At 59.0% G+C, this 17,468-nt stretch carries 17 protein-coding genes and 1 pseudogene; 8 read left to right on the top strand and 10 right to left on the bottom strand.

The window, feature by feature from the left end; translation table 11 throughout:
* Positions 1-4 precede the first annotated feature (4 nt).
* The gene (locus HCH49_RS11010) at positions 5-3,160 is read left to right on the top strand and encodes an efflux RND transporter permease subunit (RefSeq protein WP_221702684.1); all 3,156 of its coding nucleotides are present in this window, start codon (positions 5-7) and stop codon (positions 3,158-3,160) included.
* On the opposite strand, the gene HCH49_RS11005 is transcribed toward HCH49_RS11010, so the two are convergent.
* Positions 3,090-4,211, bottom strand: coding sequence for a YbdK family carboxylate-amine ligase (locus HCH49_RS11005; protein WP_029741715.1), 1,122 nt, complete (start codon positions 4,209-4,211; stop codon positions 3,090-3,092). The genes HCH49_RS11010 and HCH49_RS11005 overlap by 71 nt on opposite strands.
* 105 nt (positions 4,212-4,316) lie before the next feature.
* On the opposite strand from HCH49_RS11005, the gene HCH49_RS11000 reads away from it, so the two are divergent.
* On the top strand, positions 4,317-5,207 hold the full coding sequence (locus HCH49_RS11000; protein ID WP_221702683.1) for an oxidoreductase: 891 nt from the start codon (positions 4,317-4,319) through the stop codon (positions 5,205-5,207).
* On the opposite strand, the gene HCH49_RS10995 is transcribed toward HCH49_RS11000, so the two are convergent.
* A complete protein-coding gene (locus HCH49_RS10995) occupies positions 5,204-5,998 on the bottom strand; it encodes a helix-turn-helix domain-containing protein (protein WP_221702682.1) in 795 nt (264 codons plus the stop codon). The genes HCH49_RS11000 and HCH49_RS10995 overlap by 4 nt on opposite strands.
* Positions 5,999-6,074: 76 nt before the next feature.
* Here HCH49_RS10995 and HCH49_RS10990 point away from each other — a divergent pair, with 76 nt between their 5' ends.
* Genes HCH49_RS10990 through HCH49_RS10980 form a run of 3 tightly spaced genes read left to right on the top strand, consistent with a single transcriptional unit; the run spans position 6,075 to position 9,125 of the window.
* The gene (locus HCH49_RS10990; protein WP_221702681.1) at positions 6,075-8,057 is read left to right on the top strand and encodes an FUSC family protein; all 1,983 of its coding nucleotides are present in this window, start codon (positions 6,075-6,077) and stop codon (positions 8,055-8,057) included.
* Positions 8,050-8,265 (top strand): DUF1656 domain-containing protein, encoded by a 216-nt coding sequence (locus HCH49_RS10985; RefSeq protein WP_048976666.1) that lies wholly within the window; start codon positions 8,050-8,052, stop codon positions 8,263-8,265. Before HCH49_RS10990 ends, HCH49_RS10985 begins: the two co-directional genes overlap by 8 nt.
* On the top strand, positions 8,262-9,125 hold the full coding sequence (locus HCH49_RS10980; RefSeq protein ID WP_221702680.1) for an HlyD family secretion protein: 864 nt from the start codon (positions 8,262-8,264) through the stop codon (positions 9,123-9,125). Before HCH49_RS10985 ends, HCH49_RS10980 begins: the two co-directional genes overlap by 4 nt.
* A 16-nt stretch (positions 9,126-9,141) precedes the next feature.
* Here HCH49_RS10980 and HCH49_RS10975 read toward each other — a convergent pair whose 3' ends face one another.
* The 6 genes and pseudogenes from HCH49_RS10975 to HCH49_RS10950 form a co-directional block, all read right to left on the bottom strand.
* Positions 9,142-9,567 (bottom strand): VOC family protein, encoded by a 426-nt coding sequence (locus tag HCH49_RS10975; protein ID WP_221702679.1) that lies wholly within the window; start codon positions 9,565-9,567, stop codon positions 9,142-9,144.
* A 1-nt stretch (position 9,568) separates the two neighbouring features.
* On the bottom strand, positions 9,569-10,162 hold the full coding sequence (locus tag HCH49_RS10970) for a hypothetical protein (RefSeq protein WP_069303782.1): 594 nt from the start codon (positions 10,160-10,162) through the stop codon (positions 9,569-9,571).
* A gap of 111 nt (positions 10,163-10,273) precedes the next feature.
* Positions 10,274-10,684, bottom strand: a complete 411-nt coding sequence (locus tag HCH49_RS10965) for an Imm63 family immunity protein (protein WP_087822847.1) — start codon at positions 10,682-10,684, stop codon at positions 10,274-10,276.
* 137 nt (positions 10,685-10,821) lie between these two features.
* Positions 10,822-11,061 (bottom strand): hypothetical protein, encoded by a 240-nt coding sequence (locus HCH49_RS10960; protein ID WP_375372073.1) that lies wholly within the window; start codon positions 11,059-11,061, stop codon positions 10,822-10,824.
* Positions 11,058-11,357 (bottom strand): annotated as a pseudogene (locus tag HCH49_RS10955) (type II toxin-antitoxin system HigB family toxin). Before HCH49_RS10955 ends, HCH49_RS10960 begins: the two are co-directional and overlap by 4 nt.
* 190 nt (positions 11,358-11,547) lie before the next feature.
* Positions 11,548-12,447 carry a LysR family transcriptional regulator gene (locus tag HCH49_RS10950; RefSeq protein ID WP_064673606.1) on the bottom strand — a complete coding sequence of 300 codons (900 nt, stop codon included), beginning with the start codon at positions 12,445-12,447 and terminating at the stop codon, positions 11,548-11,550.
* Positions 12,448-12,575: 128 nt separating this feature from the next.
* Between HCH49_RS10950 and HCH49_RS10945 the strand changes: the two genes are divergently transcribed.
* Positions 12,576-13,148 (top strand): flavin reductase family protein, encoded by a 573-nt coding sequence (locus HCH49_RS10945; protein WP_048976663.1) that lies wholly within the window; start codon positions 12,576-12,578, stop codon positions 13,146-13,148.
* 170 nt (positions 13,149-13,318) lie between these two features.
* Here the strand turns inward: HCH49_RS10945 and HCH49_RS10940 are convergent, their stop codons facing one another.
* Together HCH49_RS10940 and HCH49_RS10935 are read right to left on the bottom strand one after the other, a co-directional pair.
* Complete coding sequence (locus HCH49_RS10940; protein ID WP_087822145.1) at positions 13,319-13,774, bottom strand: hypothetical protein; 456 nt, start codon at positions 13,772-13,774, stop codon at positions 13,319-13,321.
* 231 nt (positions 13,775-14,005) lie between these two features.
* Positions 14,006-14,887 (bottom strand): LysR family transcriptional regulator, encoded by an 882-nt coding sequence (locus HCH49_RS10935; protein ID WP_087822146.1) that lies wholly within the window; start codon positions 14,885-14,887, stop codon positions 14,006-14,008.
* A gap of 105 nt (positions 14,888-14,992) precedes the next feature.
* On the opposite strand from HCH49_RS10935, the gene budA reads away from it, so the two are divergent.
* The gene (gene budA / locus HCH49_RS10930; RefSeq protein WP_023310680.1) at positions 14,993-15,772 is read left to right on the top strand and encodes an acetolactate decarboxylase; all 780 of its coding nucleotides are present in this window, start codon (positions 14,993-14,995) and stop codon (positions 15,770-15,772) included.
* Between the two features lie 13 nt (positions 15,773-15,785).
* Positions 15,786-17,465, top strand: a complete 1,680-nt coding sequence (gene alsS / locus HCH49_RS10925; protein ID WP_033144871.1) for an acetolactate synthase AlsS — start codon at positions 15,786-15,788, stop codon at positions 17,463-17,465.
* Positions 17,466-17,468: the final 3 nt, after the last annotated feature.

Genomic DNA, 17,468 nt, shown 5'->3' with positions numbered 1-17,468 from the left:
CATCATGCTGACGTTTTTCATCAAACGCCCGCGCTTCGCGATGGTGATTGCGCTTGTCATCACCCTGCTGGGGGCCATTGCGCTGAGGATTATCCCGGTGGAGCAGTACCCGCAGATCGCGCCGCCGGTGGTGAATGTGTCTGCCAGCTGGCCGGGCGCCAGCTCGGCTGACGTGGCGGAGGCTATCGCCACGCCGCTGGAGACGCAGCTGAACGGCGTGGATCACATGCTCTACATGGAGTCCACCAGCTCGGACGAAGGCTCGTATAGCCTGAACATCACCTTCGCGGCGGGCACCGATCCGGACCTCGCCGCCATCGACGTGCAAAACCGCGTCTCGCAGGCCGTGGCGCAGCTCCCGACCGAAGCGCAGCAAAACGGCGTGCAGGTGCGCAAGCGCGCCACCAACCTGATGATGGGGGTAAGTCTTTACTCACCGGACAACACCCACACGGCGCTGTTTGTGAGTAACTACGCCAGCACCCAGGTGCGCGAGGCGCTGTCGCGTCTGCCGGGCGTCGGGCAGGTGCAGATATTTGGCGCGCGCGACTACAGCATGCGCATCTGGCTGCGTCCGGACCGCATGAACGCCCTGAACGTCACCACCGACGACGTGGCGCAGGCGCTGCGCGAGCAGAACGTGCAGGGTGCGGCAGGCCAGGTCGGCACGCCGCCGGTGTTTAACGGCCAGCAGCAGACCCTGACCATCAACGGCCTGGGGCGCTTAAGCCAGGCCGAAGACTTTGCCGACATCATCATCCGCGCGGGCGAGATGGGCCAGCTGGTGCGTCTGAAGGACGTCGCCACCATCGAGCTCGGCTCGCGCAGCTACAGCTCCGGCGCGCAGCTGAACGGGCACGATTCCGCCTACCTCGGCATCTACCCGACGCCGTCCGCCAACGCCCTGCGCGTGGCCGACGCGGTGCGCGCGGAGCTGGATCGCCTCTCGACGCGCTTCCCGGACGACCTGGTCTACGAGGTGAAATTCGACACCACCTCCTTTGTGGCCGCCACCATTAAAGAGATCGGCGTCTCGCTGGCGCTGACGATGCTGGCGGTGGTGGTCGTGGTGTCCCTGTTCCTGCAAAGCTGGCGCGCGACGCTGATTGTCGCGCTCGCCATTCCGGTATCGCTGGTGGGCACCTTCGCGGTGCTCTACGCGCTCGGCTACTCCGCCAACACGCTCAGCCTGTTCGCCATTATTCTGGCGCTGACCATGGTGGTGGATGACGCCATCGTAGTGGTGGAGAGCGTCGAAACGCTGATGGCGGAAGGGCAGAGCCGCACGGCGGCGACCGCGCTGGCGCTGCGCCAGATCGCCGGGCCGGTCATCGCCACGACGCTGGTGCTGCTGGCGGTGTTTGTGCCGGTAGCGCTCCTGCCGGGGATTGTCGGCGAGCTGTACCGCCAGTTTGCGGTGACGCTCTCCACCGCCGTCACGCTCTCAAGCCTCGTGGCGCTGACCCTGACGCCCGCCCTGTGCGCGATGCTCCTGCGTCCGCGCCCGGTGCAGCCCGCGGCGATTTTCCGTGGGTTCAACCGGGGGCTGGAGGCCACGCGTGGCGTCTACACCCGCATCGTGACTGTCTTCAACCTTCGCCCGTGGCTGGCGCTGCTGGCCACCGCAGGCGCGGCGGCCGTGGTGGCGTTCAGCTTTACGTCGATGCCTAAAGGCTTCCTGCCGCAGGAGGATCAGGGCTACTTCTTTGCCAGCGTCCAGCTGCCGGAGGCGGCCTCGCTGGAGCGCACCGAAGCGGTGATGACCACGGCACGCGAACTCATCGCAAAAAATCCGGCGGTGGAGGACGTGATTCAGGTCTCCGGATTTAACATTCTCAACGGCACCAGCGCCTCCAACGGCGGGTTTATCTCCATCATGCTGAAGGACTGGAGCGAGCGCCCGCCGCTGGACGAGGTGATGGGTACCCTGCAGCGCCAGCTGCTGGCCCTGCCGGAAGCGACCATCATGACCTTCGCGCCGCCGACGCTGCCGGGGCTGGGCAACGCCTCCGGCTTCGACCTGCGCATTCAGGCGCAGGCGGGGCAGAGCCCGGCGGAGCTGGAGCGCGTGACGCGTGAGGTGCTGGCGAAAGCCAACCAGCACCCGCAGCTGAGCCGCGTGTTCACCACCTGGAGCAGCAACGTGCCGCAGCTGACGCTGACCGTTGACCGCGAGCGCGCCGCGCGTCTCGACGTGCCGGTGTCGCGCATCTTCAGCAGCCTGCAAACCGCCTTTGGCGGCACGCGCGCCGGGGATTTCAGCGTCAACAACCGCGTCTACCACGTGGTGATGCAGAATGAGATGCAGTGGCGCGAGCGCGCCGGGCAAATCAGCGAGCTGTTCGTGCGCAGCAACAGCGGCGAGCGGGTGCGCCTGAGCAACCTCGTCACCATCACGCCGACCGTCGGGGCGCCGTTCCTGCAGCAGTACAACCAGTTCCCGTCCGTGTCGGTGAGCGGCTCGGCGGCGGAAGGGGTGAGCAGCAGCACCGCGATGGCGGCGATGGGCGAGCTTCTGGCGCAGAATCTGCCTGCCGGGTACGACTACGCCTGGAGCGGCATGTCGTATCAGGAGCAGCAGACCGGCAACCAGGCGATGTGGATCGTGCTGGCGGCGGTAGTGATGGCGTGGCTGTTCCTCGTCGCCCAGTACGAGAGCTGGACGCTCCCGGCGAGCGTGATGCTCTCGGTGCTGTTCGCCATCGGCGGGGCGCTGGTCTGGCTGTGGCTGGCGGGCTACGCCAACGACGTGTACGTGCAGATTGGTCTGGTGCTATTGATAGCCCTCGCCGCCAAGAACGCAATTCTTATCGTGGAGTTCGCCCGCGCGCGGCGCATGGACGGAATGGCGATTGTCGATGCCGCGCGGGAAGGGGCATCGCGCCGCTTCCGCGCGGTGATGATGACCGCCGTGTCGTTCATTATCGGCGTCCTGCCGATGATGCTGGCGACCGGGGCGGGGGCCCAGAGCCGCCGCATCATCGGCACCACGGTGTTCAGCGGCATGCTGGTAGCGACCGTGGTGGGGATTGTGTTTATCCCCGCGCTGTTCGTGCTGTTCCAGCGCCTGCGCGAGTGGGGCCACGGCCTTACGGACTCGTCGCCCACAGCTCGCAGTGCTTCTGAACCAGAGAAATCAGCGAGCCACCGTCGGCGATAAACTCCCGCATGCGCTGCGCCTCGCTCTTGCCCTGCTTTAACAGCAGGGCAATTTCATTGATTGCGCTCGTCGCGCCGAGCTTCTCGGCCGACGGCGCAACCTGCTCCAGCAGCCACGCAATGTCTTCCGCCACGGTTTTGTGCTCGCCGGTATGCACATCCGTCAGGATCCCCTCCAGCCCGTAGCGACAGGCCTGAAAACGGTTAAAGCGGTACAGCAGAAAATCTTTTTCCTGATGCTTATAGGGCCGCGCGGTCAGCAGCCAGTGCGACGTCGCCTGAATAAGCCCGGCGATGTTAATGGCGTGGCCGAGCGTCAGCGGCGTATCCATCACCCGGACCTCGACGGTGCCGAAATGCGGGCTGGGGCGAATATCCCAGTGCAGATCCTTAATGCTGTCGATCATGCTGGTGGAACTCAGGCGGCGGAACAGCCCCTCGAACTCCTGCCAGCTGTTGACCCACGGCATCTGGCCGTTATCCGGAAATCCCGAGAAGATGTTGAGCCGCGACGAGGAGAACTTCGTGTCCGTGCCCTGCATGTACGGCGAGGCCGCCGCCAGGGCGATAAAGTGCGGCACGAATCGCGACAGGCCGTGCAGCAGGTAAATCGCGTCGTCCCCGGTTCGGCAGCCGACGTGCACGTGCTGGCCGAACACCGTCGCCTGCAAAATCAGGTAGCCAAAGCGCTCCAGCGTGACGTTATAGCGCTCGTCGTCGCACACCTCCTGCCGCTGCCACTTCTGGAACGGGTGAGTCCCGCCGCCGCAGATCTGGATATGCTGCTCCGCCGCCGCGCGCAGGATGCTCTGCTGCATCACCGAGAACTGCGCCGCCGCCTGGTCGATGTTCTGGCATACGCCGGTGGCGATTTCGAGCATGCTTTCGGTGATATCGTGTTTGACCTCGCCGCCTTTGATGTCGTCTTTGACGGCGGCGATGAGCGCGGAGGAGTCCTGGCTCAGATCGTAGCCCGGCGGGTTAACCACCTGCAGCTCGAGTTCGATGCCGAGGGTGAAAGGTTCAGAGGACTTAAAATCGGGTAAAGGCATGGCGCACTCCGTTGTCTGTAGTGTGTTGAGTATAGACAACGACGTGGCGCTCACTTTTCAGGGTGGTATAACTGTTAGCAGGCTTAGCGAAAAGGGGAGATAACCATGTCTGACAATCCAGTGATTGCGCTGATTGGGCCTGGCGCAATTGGTACCACCATCGCCGCGGTGCTGCATGACGTTGGCCGCACGCCGTTGCTGTGCGGGCGCACCGCGCACGCGGAATTACGCCTGCGCCACGACGAGGGTGAAACCGTGGTGCCCGGTCCGGTATTAACCGATCCGGCCGTCATCAGGCAGCCAGTGGATCTGGTTTTCATCGCAGTGAAAACTACCCAGAACGCCGACAGCGCCGGGTGGCTGCGCGCCCTGTGCGATGAAAACACCGTGGTCTGCGCCCTGCAAAACGGCGTCGAGCAAAAAGCCCAGCTTGAGCCGTGGGTTAACGGCGCGACGGTGCTGCCGTCGGTGGTCTGGTTCCCGGCCCAGCGCGAACCGGATGCCTCCGTCTGGCTGCGCGCCAAACCGCGTCTGACCCTGCCGGACGTGCCGCAGGCGCAGCGGGTGGTAGAGGCGCTTCGCGGTACGCGCTGCGCGGTTGAGCTCTCGACAGATTTCGCCTCCGTCGCCTGGCGCAAGCTGCTGCAAAACGCGGTCGCCGGGCTGATGGTGCTTTCTAACCGCCGCGCCGGGATGTTCAGGCGCGAAGATATCAGCGAGCTTGCGCTGGCCTACCTGCGCGAGGGGCTTGCCGTTGCCCGCGCCGAAGGGGCGAAGCTGGATGATGACGTGGCGCAGGAGATCCTGGCGAACTTCCAGCGTGCGCCAGTAGATCTGGGCACGTCGATCCTGGCCGACCGCCAGGCCGATCGCCCGATGGAGTGGGGTATCCGCAACGGCGTGATCCAGCGCTACGGCCGCAAGCACGGTATTGCGGTGCCCATCAGCGATGTGGTGGTGCCGTTGCTGGCGGCGGGGAGCGAGGGGCCGGGCTAACGGCCGCTGTTTTTCCGTTCGGCAAAATAATGGGCGGGCGTGCTGCCCATCGCTTTTCTGAACATGGTGATAAACGCATTCACCGATTCATACCCGAGCGTTGCCGCCACGTTCTGGACGGGCACGCCGCTGGCCAGCTCCCGCAGGGCGATAATCAAATGCAGCTGCTGACGCCAGCGCCCGAAGCTCAGCCCGGTCTCGCGCTGCATCAGGCGGGCAAACGAGCGCTCGCTGAGGGCGAGCCGTTTCGCCCAGTCCTTCAGGGTGCTTCTGTCCTCAGGACGGCTGACCAGCGCGTCCGCCATGGCGCGAATTTTCGGATCGGTTGAGACCGGCAGGCTTAGCTTCTGCTGCGGCATGCTGGCGAGCTCGTCAAGCGTGACCCGGGTCAATCTGGCGACGTGGCCGTCGGGGGGATAATCCACGCCTTCGCGCGTCAGACGATCAACCAGCTCCTTAATCAGCGGCGAGATCGCCAGCGTGCAGCATCTTTCTGGCAGCGCCGCCGCGCCGGGCTCAATAAACAGATAGTTAAGATGCGCGTTCCAGGTCGCCCTGGCGCTGTGCGGGATCCCGCCGGGGATCCAGACGGCGCAGTCCGGCGGCACGATCCAGATATCATTCTCCGCGTAACAGCTGACCGCGCCGTATCGGGCAATAATCAGCTGGCCCTTGCGGTGGGTATGCACCGGTACTTCCGCGGCGTAATCCACGAAGTCCAGATGACGCGCCACGGCAGGAGAGGCGGTAGAGTCAGGGTCATACAGCGTAGTAGCAGATTGAGGTTTCACGATTCTGGCAACATTTAGGTATTTTTTGACAGAATAGAGTATTTAAGCGGGTCTGCAAGCCGGTAATAATCCCGGCATGAAAAACATCTTCTCTCATCCCGTGCGTCTCCCCGCCGCGCTGCGAAACGATGCGGGCGCGCTGATCTACGCCGCGAAGAGTTTTGCCGCGGCGATGCTGGCTTATTACCTCGCGCTGTCGATAGGCCTTGAGCGTCCCTCGTGGGCCATTATTACGGTTTACATCGTGTCGCAGACGTCGGTCGGGGCATCGCTGAGCAGAAGCCTCTACCGGCTGGCCGGCACCGCGGTAGGTGCCAGCGCGACCGTTGTGATTGTGCCTGCCTTCGCAAATACGCCAGTCCTGTGCAGCGCGGTGCTGACGGGCTGGATCGTATTCTGCCTGTGGCTCTCCCTGCTGGAACGCACGCCCCGGGCTTACGCGTTTGTGCTGGCAGGCTACACCGCGAGCCTGATTGGTTTTCCGGCGGTGTCCGATCCCGGCGGCATTTTTAACGTCGCCATCGTCCGCGTGCAGGAGATCGCGATTGGGATTTTCTGCGCGGCGCTGATCCACCGCTACGTGCTGCCCGCGCGCGTATCGGGCCAGTTCAACGCTAAGCTATCCCAGACGCTACAGGCCGCGCGCGCGCGGGTGGCGGACACCCTATCAGGCAAACCCGATGCGGCTTCCGGCCCCCTGCATCTGGCTCTGGCGCTGCAGTTCCTGCAGGGCATCAGCCACCATATTCCGTATGATTTTGCCCTTTCAGCCCCGGTGCGACAGGCCAGAAAAGCGATCCACGACCGGCTGGCGCGGCTGGTTATCGTCAACTGTGAACTGCACGATCGCCTGCCAGCGAGCGGAACCCTGCCCGCCGACGTGCAGGCGTTGATGGGCGACGTTCAGGCCTGGCTTACCGCTGAAGGCGCTGATGCCGGCAGTACGGCAGAGTCGCTGCGGCTCCGCTGTGCGCTTCTCATCGATCGGTATGCCGCGCAGGCGCAGACGTTTGACGACGCGCTGCAGGTCAGTTTTATCCGCTACCTCTCGGAGGCGATCGTGCTTCTGCAGCAGTGCGAACGTCTTTCCGGGGCCATCCACCGTGCAAAACCCGTGTTTGGTGAGGTGCAAACCCGCGCGGCGAAAGGCTACGTTTTCCATCGCGATCCCCTAACTGCCGCCCGCACGGCGCTGGGGGCTTTCGCTATCATCCTGAGCGGCTGTCTGGTCTGGATCTTCTCGGCGTGGCCGGATGGCGGTACGGCGGTTTCGATACTCGGCGTCTGCTGCACGCTGTTTGGCAGCTTCGACACCCCGGCGCCGCATATCGTGAAATACATCATTGGCTCATTCTGGGGCGTGGTCATTAGCCTGTTCTACAGCTTTGCGCTGCTGCCGCAGGTAAGCGATTTTACGGTGCTGGTGGCGGTGCTTGCCCCGGCGTATCTGCTGGCCGGGTCGCTTCAGGCGCGCCCGCCCACCACGTTTATGGCGATGGGCATCACCCTGACCCTGCCCATTCTGTGCGAGCTGGGGGCGCACTACAGCGGAGACTTCGCCGTCGCGGCCAACACCGCCATCGCGCTCTTTGCCGCGACCGGCTTTGCCGTCGTCAGCATGAGCCTGCTGCAAACCGTGCAGGCGGACGGCGCCATCGCGCGTCTGCTGAACCTCTGCCAGCGCGACATTCGCCGCAGCGTGAAGGGCACGCTGCGGGTTGATGAAACGCACTGGATCAACCTGATGATGGACCGGACCGCCCTGTTGCTGCCGCGCCTGCAGCGCAGCGCGCGCGCGCCGGAGCAGGCGCTCGATCGGCTGTTGCACGCGCTGCGTCTGGGGCTCGCGGTTATGCATTTACGCCGCAGTGGCGCACCGCCCGGCAGGGAGGTTGACGCGCTTTTTCATCGGATAAACGCCGCGGACCGCAACGCCTTACGCGAACGCATTGCCGCTATTATCGAGAGCCAACTGCCTGCGGCAGATGAACACGCGCGGCAATTGGTCTTCAGGCTGGTGGATCTGCACTGTGCATTACGGGGGCCAGACAATGGTTAACGATCTCAATATCGGCGGGGTTTTTATTCCGGGGCTGCTGATGGTCGCCCTCGCGGCGCTGGTCTGCACGCTGGGCCTCGTCGCGCTTTTCTCGCTCAGCAGGCTCTACCGGCGCTTGCCGTTTCGCCCGCTGATGGATGTTTCAACCTGGATTGTCACCTTTTTCCTGCTGATGCAGGGTCTGATCGCGTTGGGGTTATTGTCATGAAATCACTGCTCTCTTTACTGGCTCGCTATGCGCTGACGTTGAGCGCGGCCGCGGCGGCCTCGCTTCTGGCCTTTATGATGTGGAAACACTACGCGCAAACGCCGTGGACCCGCGACGGCCGCGTGCGGGCGGACGTGGTGCAGATTGCGCCGGACGTCTCCGGGCCGGTCATCAGCGTGGCCGTGCGGGACAATCAGTGGGTGAACCAGGGCGATGTGCTTTACACCATCGATCCGCGCTGGCTTAAGCTGGCGGTGGTCAGCGCGCAGGCGGACGTCGAGTCGAAACGCCATGAGATGCTGATGCGCCAGGACGCGGCCCATCGCCGCACGCTGATTAAAAACGCCATCTCGAGCGAGGATTTACAGCAAACCGGCAGCGCGGCGAACGTCGCGGCGGCCAATTATCACGGCGCGCTGGCCGCGCTGGATCTGGCAGAGCTGAATCTGGCGCACGCCACCGTGCGCGCGCCGGTCTCGGGGTACGTCACGCACCTGCGGCTTCGCCCCGGAGACTACGCGACGGCGGGGGAGACGAAGGTCGCCATTGTTGATGCCCACAGCTTCTGGGTGGTGGGGTACTTTGAGGAGACCAAGCTGCGCCATATTCGCGTCGGGGATGCCGCGCAGGTGGTGCTGATGGGTTACGAGCCTGTCATCACGGGCCATGTGGAGAGCATCGGGCATGGGATCGGGGACAGCAACGATGAGGCGGGCTGGCTGGGCCTGCCCGACGTCGAGCCCACCTTTAGCTGGGTGCGCCTGGCGCAGCGCGTGCCGGTGCGCATTCATATCGACAGGTTGCCGGAGGGGGTTGAGCTGGTGGCGGGGCTGTCGGCGAGCGTGGCGGTGGGGCGGTAGATAAGGATTGAAGCGACTATTCCTTGTCTACAAACTTGTCGGCTTCAGGAGAGTAATGCTGATAAACGCATGCGAGCTTATGCCCGTCAGGATCGCGCAGATAGGCAACATAAAAGTCGGGGCCGTACGCGCTTCGCGTACCAGGCTCGCCTTCATCCGTTCCTCCCACAAGGAGGCCAGCTGCATGGAACCGTCTGACAAGATCCGCGTTATCTGCACTGAATGCGAACATTGTCCCGTTTCCCGCCGTCGCGGGCTGCTGGTCAAAAGGAGGACAAAGACAGAAGCTGAAGCCCTCGCCGGGATTATTTTCATCTCCCCACATTGCCCAGCTTTCAGTCCATGCCGGCAGACGTGAATAGCCCAGAACGTTAAAAACTGCGTCATAAAAATTCACGGAGCGCTGAAAGTTGTTTGTACCTATTGTGATATAAGCCAGCATCTTATGACTCCCGTCCTTCAATATTCGATTTAACAGCCTTCAGCGTCCTTTTACGGATCCAGCCGCTTCCCGCCCGTATTATCAGCCAGTAAGCCGACATTTTTAGTCGAGTGCGTCTGTCCGGACAATAGATGAATGTTTCCGTAGAGAGCTCATGTTTGCCGGGCGCCAGCTCCGTTACCTTGTAGCGCAGCAACAGTTTCGCGCTGCCCGGCTCGGCTGGGGTCTGAAAAACACTGGCATCCGGCACGTTTTCCAGACCGAAATCGGTACGCCAGAATTGCCCTCTTAAGCCATAGCAGAGCTCAGATGCAGAGTTCTTCAAAAGGGTAAAACTGTGCAAACCAAAGTTGCCGATCGACTGTGGCTTCTGGTTGCGCAGAAATTTTTGCGGTATTTGACGCAATGACATTAACCGCCGAATCACGGCATCTTGCCGGACGTCAAAGCTGGCAATCATCGGCAGAATATTTTCAGGGCGGCTAGTGTGAATGACCGTCAGGTGTTTTTCATGAAACTGGAACTGGGGGAGAAAAGCGGGAACATCCTTCCACTGAGCAAGCGCTTTGCGGGTAACGAATCCTGGGTTAAGCATCTCTCTTCCTTGTCATCCCTTGCGTCCTGCCAGAGTAACAGATGGTGTGTTGCAGGCAATTACCAGGAAAAGAGAGGGCAACAGGGAAGTAAATGTAACGAGCCGGTTGGGTTAACCACGTTCGCTTCTTTGCGAATGGAGGAGCTCAGTGATTTCTTTGCGCTTTCTTGTTGCCCATTCAGGTTTGATAGAGAGCATTAAACTATATTGCCTTCTGAAATAAACCTCTCTAAATTCTCGTTCAGATGAATGGCTTGCTGCATAGGTTGAGGCCATCCCCGCCACGGCACTTTCCACAAACCAATACAGAACTTCATCGTCACTGAGCGTTACTTTTCGCTGTATCTCAAGGCCTCTTTCACTGACGATAAAATGATATTCTTTGCCATGAATTTCAAGATAGGGAGTTGCGGCCCCATCGGGTTGGTCAGGGATAAAGAAGTAATGTTTTGGCCTTGTGCCTCCCCCTAGTTGCTCACCTATTTTTAGAAGCTCGTTTCGTAGTTCTTCAATTGTTTTCATAAACAGCTCTTTGTTCTTGTATGTAAACGACGCATTATCGCGGATTGGGTACAAAGCGCCTGCTCTCGATCACTTCCCCACAAACGCACTCACCGGCAAACCAAAACCCTTCGCCAGCGCACGCATATGATCCAGCGTTAACGTTGGTACTGATCCATCAGCGTTCGCAATAACGCAACGCCTGACGGAATGCTGGCAACACGCGCGTTAAATTTTGCAAACACCGGAGACTTGTTTTCGTATTTATCGATTTTAGTGGTGAGCATCTTCACCAACGTCAGCGCATCCTCGTAATCATGCCGCGACGGGCGTGAGCCCAGGAAAGGGAGCGCGTTTGTCAGATCGTTTGCCGCTTTGATGGCTGCTGCATAATTCATTCTTTCGTTCTCCGGTAGAGGTCCGTGAGCTTGTCATATTCTGCGTGTGTGCTGATGTGTTTGATGAAAATCTTTCCTCGCTCAAAATCAGCAAAAAACATCACCGCTGCCCACATCAATGACCCACCATTTCACCCGGTATTTCATCCTGTCCAGGCTGGGGAATCGCTTTCGCATATCGTCCGGTGACGGGTAGTGTTCCTCTTTAGTACTCGGTAAAGATCGTCCAGGGCTTGTGCTTGATTAGGAAATTGTCTGGTAGTCGCGTCGAAAGGCGCTCTTGAGACTACGTGCATCCTTGCCCCGTGTTTCCATATTGGAAATATAATAGGTGATAGTTGGTGGGTTGATAATATGGAAAAAGTGATGGAGTACAGTTTTCAAATGCTCGTGCTGACGGCGGTCATTTAATGAGTGTGAACACTGTATGAGGTGACTGTGAAAAAAATGTCCGCTTTGTGCCAGAAGCGGACGTGGAGGAGAATGTTAATTTGATTCGAAATATTTGCGTAATATCTTTTCTAATAGCGAGAAAACGACCGTCACCCTTTTTGGAGTAATCAGCTGGTAAGGCCGGTATAAATAAAATTGCCATTTCTCCTGTCGCAGTTCTGGCAGTGGGGGAACAAGTTGGCCGCTTGCTAAGTACTCTCTACAGATAAAGTCGCTTGACTGTACAACCGTTTTCCCGGCCAATGCGGCCTGAATTTCGGCATATGGATCTGTAGTATAAAACTCAATATGACGAGGTACAAAAGTATTTACTGCGTCACTCATAAACTCAAATGATTTTCCCGTCTCAGGATTAATTAAACCACTAAATGGATAGCGCTGTCGAAGATCTTCTAAATCAGTAGGAGCCCCCAGGCGCGCAATGAGTTCAGGGGATGCGACTAAAATATGTTCAACTTGCCCAATATTTTTAATGATAAAGTTTGGATTAGGTTCTCGCCCTACGCGTATACCTATATCAATACGATGCTCGATAGTATCAAGTTTCATCATATCTAAACGCCAGTCGATAAATAACTCAGGATAGGGACGTAGTGCAGTCAATAGTTCATACAAGATTTGTTCATGATTTGGAAGTCGAAGTAATGTGATACGAACAATGCCCTTCATTTCATTATCATCTTTTGCCGTCTGAAATAGTTTTTCTGAATCCTCCAGCAGTCGCTTCGCTTGGGGTAAAAATAGTTCACCGAAACTGGTGAGAAAGATCGAACGCGTATTGCGTTTGAATAGAGGTTCACCAAGTTGTTTCTCCAACTCAGCGACTGTTCGGCTTACTACTGATGGTGAAACCGACAGCTTGATTGCTGCTTCGCGGAAGTTCAAGGTCTCAGAGGCGATGATGAAAAATTTTAGAGCATCAAGTTTGTTCATGATTGTTGTGAAATTTGCATTAATATATTTTGATAATAGCAATTAATTTGCAACTATTCCAGTCATATAATCGAACAATAAAATAAGTAACCTGTCTTACTTTTTATCAGAACTCAAAAGAGTAAATTATGTCAATTCAACGAGTAGAGTTAAACAAAGCCTATCGGCTATTACAGATCGGGCCAACGACGATGATATCGGCTAAAAATGATGGCATTGAAAATGTCATGGCAGCGGCTTGGGTGGGATTAGTAGGCAATAACAAAGTGATGGCTTTTATAGGTCCACAGGCATTTACTCGCGGGCTTGTAGAAAAAAGCGGATATTACGTTGTGCAGATCCCAGTAGTAAATCAGATGGATATGGTCTTATATGCTGGAGGCCACAGTTATTCCGACACACCCGATAAAAACAGTAAAATTCCACTATTCTATCAAAAAGAGTTTGATCTGCCTTTAGTTGAAGGTTGCGCTGGCTGGTTAGTATGTAAGGTCATACCCAATGAAGAAAATGAAAAGCAGCACAACTTGTTTATGGGGGAAATTGTCGGAGCATGGAGTGATGACCGCGTTTTCAGAAATGGGCACTGGATTTTTGATGATGCGCCAGATGAATTACGTACTGTCCATTACGTAGCTGGCGGACAGTTTTACGCCATTGGTAAAGGTACAAAATTCAATTATGGCCCGGGAAAAGACTAATCCTTACTTCTGTATAAATGTAGCCATATAACATTGCTATATAGAGGTAGTAGCATAAAAAAACAACTTACTTAAGATGTCCGCTCCTCGCTTTTGGCAGACATTCAACGTTAGCGTAAGGTCGAAATCCTGCTTCTACCCAGCAGAATTCCGGCCACCTATCACCCACCTCAATGTGCCGAAATATAAGGCTCCTTCACAAACTCCGCCAGAAGCCAGACCATATCATGCAGAAGCCCGGTGAGTTCTTTCGCCACGCTCGCAGGCAACGTCCCGCCCATCACCGCCAGCGTTAACGCTACGGCATAATCCACCTGCAGCGTCGTCTCCTGCCAGCAGTCCGGTACGCAGGAGGCAATCTTTTCCCCCGCAATCAGTTGTTCAACCAGATGCGAAGGCAGTTCGGCATTGCAGCACTCCCGCAGTCGCTTAAGCGCAGCCAGCAATCTCTTACAGAGCGTGGCAAACGTCACCGCGTCGTCAGTTTCCACCAGCACGCTGACATACGCAGTGCAGGCATCGGCCAGTTCGAAGAGATCCGCAGAATCGGAAATTGAAGTGTTGATAAGGTGATGAACTGCGCTTTCCTCAGAGAGCGCGTAAGAAAATCCAGGGGTAGTCGCCATTTAGCATCCTCTTTGTCCAAAAAAACGTCATGTTATGCTAACGGGTTCCTACGCCCGGTTACGGATGTGCCGCAACGCAGGCACTTTACGGCGGCGAAAAAGGGAAGGAAAGGGATCACCCTGAATTACATAAGGTTTCTTGAAAGTTTGCGAGGCGGCTTCCAGAAGGGCATTGCCGGGAGGCGGCTACGCCTTACCCGGCCTGCAAAAACCAAAACCCCTCTATTGCCGTCACCCCTCGCTCATCATCATCAAAAACCGCTTCACCGTCCGCGAGCGTTCAAAGCGCCGCCAGCAGAGCGCGATATCGGTATAAAGCTCCGGCGAGCTCAGCGCGTGATAGGTGACATTCGGCGGTGAAATGGCCGCCATGGATTTCGGCACCAGCGCGAACCCGCCGCCCGCGGAAACCATGCTCAGGGAGGAGGAAAGCTGCGACGACTGCAGCGCGTGCTGCACGTCAATTCCGGCCCGCTCGCAGCAGCCGTGAACCCGTTCGTACAGCCCCGGCGCGACCTCCTGCGGGAACAGCACCACCGGTGTATTCCGAAGCTGCTCTAACGCCAGCGAATCGCACGCCGCCAGCGGATGATCGCGATGCAGCGCCACCACCATCGGCTCCCGGTCGAGGATTTTTAACTCGAACGCCTTGCTGCTCTCACACGGCAGGCGCACGAAGGCGATATCCAGTTCACCCTCCGCCAGCATCGTCGTCAGCGACGACATATTGGCTTCCACCTGGTGAACCTGCACCGCCATGTTCTGCACCTGAAACTGGCGGATCAGCGCGAAAATTTTGGGATGAAAAGCGTCGGAGCTGGTGATGCCAATCGACAGGTTGCCGTTCAGCCCGCGCGCGATGCCGCGGGCTTTTTCCAGCGCGGCATCGCTCAGCGCCAGAATTTTGCAGGCGTCCTCGTAGAAGGCTTCTCCCGCCTCGGTCAGCTCCACGCCCCGCGTCAGGCGTCTGAACAGCGGCGTGCCCACTTCCTCTTCGAGCCGTTTGATCTGCTGACTCAGAGGAGGCTGGGAAATACCCAGCGCTTCGGCCGCCCTGGTGAAGTGTCGCTCGCGTGCAACCGCGACAAAATACCGCAGATAACGAAGTTCCATATCTAAAACGTCTCAAACCAGCATGGTTTCTATATTGGAACTCTCTGCTGAATCGGGTCAACATTTATTTAACCTTTCTAAATAAAGTTGAAGAGGACGAGCACGATGATGCATTCATCTGCCTGCGACTGTGAGGCCAGCCTGTGCGAGACCCTGCGGGGGTTCTCCGCCCAGCATCCTGACAGCGTGATCTATCAGACATCGCTAATGAGCGCCCTGCTAAGCGGCGTGTACGAAGGAGAGACCACCATCGCCGATCTGCTGGCACACGGTGATTTTGGTCTGGGCACCTTCAACGAGCTGGACGGAGAAATGATTGCCTTCAGCAGCCAGGTGTACCAGCTGCGCGCCGACGGCAGCGCCCGGGCCGCGAAGCCAGAACAGAAAACGCCGTTCGCGGTGATGACCTGGTTCCAGCCGCAGTACCGCAAAACCTTCGATGCGCCGGTCAGCCGTCAGCAGATCCACGACGTCATCGACCAGCAGATCCCCTCCGACAACCTGTTCTGCGCGCTGCGCATCGACGGCAACTTCCGCCACGCCCATACCCGCACGGTACCGCGCCAGAAGCCGCCGTACCGCGCGATGACCGACGTGCTGGACGACCAGCCGGTGTTCCGCTTTAACCAGCGCGAAGGGGTGCTGGTCGGGTTCCGCACGCCGCAGCACATGCAGGGCATCAACGTGGCCGGCTATCACGAGCATTTCATCACCGACGACCGTCAGGGCGGGGGCCATCTGCTCGACTACCAGCTGGAGAGTGGCGTGCTCACCTTCGGTGAAATTCACAAGCTGATGATTGACCTGCCCGCCGACAGCGCGTTCTTACAGGCCAACCTTCACCCCAGCAATCTTGATGCAGCGATCCGTTCCGTCGAAAACTAACAGGAGAACTACCGTGAACAGTGAGAAACAGTCACGTCAGTGGGCGCACGGCGCCGATATGGTTGTCGGCCAGCTGGAAGCGCAGGGCGTGAAGCAGGTGTTCGGGATCCCGGGTGCGAAAATCGACAAGGTCTTTGACTCCCTGCTGGACTCCTCCATCGAGATCATCCCGGTACGCCACGAGGCCAACGCGGCGTTTATGGCGGCGGCGGTCGGGCGGCTGACCGGCAAGGCCGGGGTGGCGCTGGTCACCTCCGGGCCGGGCTGTTCTAACCTGATCACCGGCATCGCCACCGCCAACAGCGAAGGCGACCCGGTGGTGGCGTTGGGCGGGGCGGTGAAGCGGGCGGATAAAGCCAAGCTGGTGCACCAGAGTATGGACACCGTCGCCATGTTCAGCCCTGTCACTAAATACGCCGTGGAGGTCAGTTCGCCGGACGCGATTGCCGAGGTGGTATCGAACGCGTTTCGCGCCGCCGAGCACGGCAGGCCGGGGGGCGCGTTCGTCAGCCTGCCGCAGGATATTGTCGACCAGCCCGCGACGGGGGCGATTTTACCCGCCAGCGGCCCGGCGCTGATGGGCCCGGCACCGGAGTCAGCGATTAACGACGTGGCGAAGCTTATCGAAAACGCCAAAAATCCGGTCATTTTACTCGGCCTGATGGCCAGCCAGCCCGCGAACAGCGCCGCGCTGCGCAAGCTGCTGGAGAAAAGCCGCATTCCGGTGACCAGCACCTATCAGGCCGCCGGGGCGGTAAACCAGGAACACTTCACCCGCTTCGCCGGACGCGTCGGCCTGTTCAATAACCAGGCGGGCGACCGGCTGCTGCATCTGGCGGACCTGATTATCTGCATCGGCTACAGCCCGGTGGAGTACGAGCCGTCCATGTGGAACAGCGGCGACGCGACGCTGGTGCACATCGACGTGCTGCCCGCCTATGAAGAGCGTAACTACGTGCCGGATCTGGAGCTGGTGGGGGATATCGCCGAAACGCTGAACCTGCTTGCTAACCGGATCGACCGTAAGCTCGAGCTGAGCCAACGGGCCTCCGAAATTCTGGTCGATCGCCAGCATCAGCGCGATCTGCTCGACCGCCGCGGCGCCTCGCTCAACCAGTTTGCCCTGCACCCGCTGCGCATCGTTCGCGCCATGCAGGACATCGTGAATAACGACGTGACGCTCACCGTGGACATGGGCAGCTTCCACATCTGGATCGCCCGCTACCTCTACAGCTTCCGGGCGCGTCAGGTGATGATCTCCAACGGTCAGCAGACCATGGGCGTCGCGCTGCCGTGGGCGATTGGCGCGTGGCTGGTGAACCCGGGCCGCAAGGTGGTTTCAGTCTCCGGCGACGGCGGCTTCCTGCAGTCGAGCATGGAGCTGGAAACCGCGGTGCGCCTCAACGCCAACGTGCTGCATATCATCTGGGTGGATAACGCCTACAACATGGTGGCGATTCAGGAAGAGAAAAAATACCAGCGCCTTTCCGGCGTCGAGTTCGGCCCGGTCGATTTCAAAGCGTATGCCGACGCCTTCGGCGCGAAAGGCTTTGCCGTGGAGAGCGCCGAGGCGCTTGAGCCGACGCTGCGTGCGGCGATGGATGTGGATGGCCCGGCCGTGGTGGCCATTCCCGTCGACTACAGCGATAACCCGCTGCTGATGGGCCAGCTCCATCTCAGCCAGATTTTGTGACTC

It is taken from the genome of Enterobacter sp. Y17, assembly GCF_019730495.1.
Lineage (GTDB): Bacteria > Pseudomonadota > Gammaproteobacteria > Enterobacterales > Enterobacteriaceae > Enterobacter > Enterobacter asburiae_B.
This window is presented reverse-complemented; position numbering and strand designations above follow the sequence as displayed.